This is a genomic window from Tissierellales bacterium (genome assembly GCA_035301805.1).
Lineage (GTDB): Bacteria > Bacillota > Clostridia > Tissierellales > DATGTQ01 > DATGTQ01.
Genome location: DATGTQ010000001.1, coordinates 1 through 2,511 on the forward strand (window position 1 = coordinate 1; position 2,511 = coordinate 2,511).

Below are 2,511 nucleotides of genomic sequence, written 5' to 3' on the forward strand. Positions count from 1 at the left end.
TTATTTAATATGGTACCAGAAATTATTATTGGATATATAGTTTTAAATCAGGAAGCTTTCACGAAACTAAGCTTGGGTATGTCAATTTTAGTGATTTCCTTGGTTCTAGCAACAACTGGTTGGGGAAGACTAGGAAAAAACCTCTATAAGGAAGTTAAAAAAATTGTAGATAATGAAGAGAAGGCTAATATAAAAAGGAAGGATATTTTTAAGCAAGTTTTTCCTCATATTTTTGCGAACTTTTTTACTGAAATAGGAAATATTCTTAGAAGCCTTTGTGTACTAGGGGTTTTAGGTATTACTATAGGTGCAAATAAATTTGATAATCTTAATTTTGAAGGTAGCTGGGGACAGGTTTATAACTACTATCCCGAGTGGAGTGGGATGCTCAATATAACTAAGGAGGCTATGGTGGATGGGAAATATTGGTTGCCAATATTTCCACTAGTAGGTTTTGCTTTTAGTACTATGGGTTTTAATTTATTAGGTGAAGGTTTTCTATATGAAATAAGAAATGATGAAACTATATTCTATAAAAGAATGAAAACTCTTGGTTATCATTTGTCTCCTAAAACTTATATTAATGAATGGAAGGATTTTAGTTATAATAAAAGAAATATAGCTATTAAATCTTTAGTTATTATCATTATATTTATCTATGTATTATCTTTAATACCTATGTCACCTAAAGCTAATTATAGAACTAATAGTGATAATATAATAAAACATGTAAAGGCAATTGAACAGATGGAATATATAGATGAAGTTGGTAATTACATAGAAAAGGAATTAGAGGAAAGTGGATTGGCCCCTATATTTAGAACAGTTAATGAAAAGGGGAAAACGGAATCCTTTTTTACTCAGGAGTATAATTTTGATATAGGTGATGAAAATATATATGGAAAAAATATTGCTGGATATTTACGGGGATACCGTCCTGATTATCCTCTAATCATAGCAGTTGATTATGGCAATATAGGTAATATGGAAAATGAAATATATAAAATATCGGATGAAAGAGCAGTTAGTATTGGAGCAGCTCTAGAATTAGCAAGGATTACAAAGGAAAGATATTCCTATGAAACGTCTAACAGGTCAATTGTGTTTTTGTTTGTAGATGGGAGCCAATATGATGGAATTGGAGCAAATGTAGCTATGGGGACAAGACATATACATAATGGTAGTTTTTATATGTATTTTAATTGTTTGGGAGTAGGAGATACTGATAAGATGTATTTAAATACATCTACAGTATCAAGTAGGAATACTATGTTCTATAAACAAATGAAAAAGTTAAAAAAGAAAATAAGGAAAAAAAGTTTTAAACTTGACTATGAATATTTTGGTGATGAATTAAGAGTTCCAAATACTCTTTTTAAAAGTGATATGTCTGGAATTATTTTTTCAGGAATACCTAGGGATGAATACTTGGAAAATTATTATAACCAAAAACAGAGTAATAATAATAAAAATACTGAAAAACTAGAAAATATCACTCAAACAATAATGGAGATAATCGATGATTATGCATGGAGTAGTCCTTATGGTTGGAGGTATTTGAGATGAAGAATTGTTTATTAGAAGTAGATAGTTTAGAAACTAATTATTATATTAATGATGAAATTTTATTCCCTTTATATGATATTTCTTTTAAGTTGTATGAAAAGGAGATAACCGTTATGATTTCTAACGAAGATATTTTTAGACGAGGATTAATTTATTCAATAATGGGATTGATAGATGAAAATAAAAATATAGGAAAAATTGTAGTTGGAAATATTTATTTTTGTGGTAATGATATTTTAGCTATGGGGAAAGGTGGAAAAAGGAATATCAGAGGAAATAAGATATCTGCCATTCATAATTCTAGCGTAAAAGGATTAAATCCAAGGTTTAAAGTCGGTTATCAAATTAAAGAACCCTTAATCATTCATAGAAAGGATGTTAAGAACAAGGATAAAAAAGCCAAGGAAATACTTGAAAATATGGGGATAGAGAATGTTCAAAAGGTTTATGAATCCTATCCTTATCAATTAGATGATTTGACTATTTTTCAAGTTCACTTAGCTATTGGCTTAATTTGTGATCCAGAAATTTTAATAATAAATGATATAATAGAAAATTTAAATGAAGATGAGAAGATGAAGGTTTTTGACTATCTTAAAAAAATAAAGGAGGAATCTGGTACATCAATATTGCTTATGACAGATGATTTAAAGGTTATAAATGAAGTAGCGGATAGGGTTATAGTTTCTGATAAAGGAACATTAATAGAAGATTGTCTTATTGAAAAGTTTAACAATGAACCTTTACATCCTTATACAAAGGATTTAATTAATAATTCATTTGATAGAAAGAATTGGAATTTTAAAAGAAAACTATATAGTTGTATTTACTATGATAAATGCAATAAGGGGATGGAAAGCTGTTTAGAATATCTCCCTGAATATGTCTTCTATAACGAAAGGCATAATGTTAGATGTATTTTTTATATGAAAAAACAACCTTAAA

2 protein-coding genes are annotated in these 2,511 nt (G+C 28.2%); both read left to right on the forward strand.

What is annotated here, in order from left to right; all coding sequences use genetic code 11:
• The coding region (locus VK071_00005; GenBank protein HLR33697.1) for a hypothetical protein at window positions 1–1,566 on the forward strand (1,566 nt) is incomplete at its 5' end.
• Window positions 1,563–2,510 carry a hypothetical protein gene (locus tag VK071_00010; GenBank protein HLR33698.1) on the forward strand — a complete coding sequence of 316 codons (948 nt, stop codon included), beginning with the start codon at window positions 1,563–1,565 and terminating at the stop codon, window positions 2,508–2,510. The genes VK071_00005 and VK071_00010, both read left to right, overlap by 4 nt.
• Window position 2,511 lies beyond the last annotated feature (1 nt).

Bases quoted from the DNA above. Each gene is read 5' to 3' on its own strand.
- VK071_00010 (HLR33698.1), top strand. From the start codon at position 1,563: ATGAAGAATTGTTTATTAGAAGTAGATAGTTTAGAAACTAATTATTAT.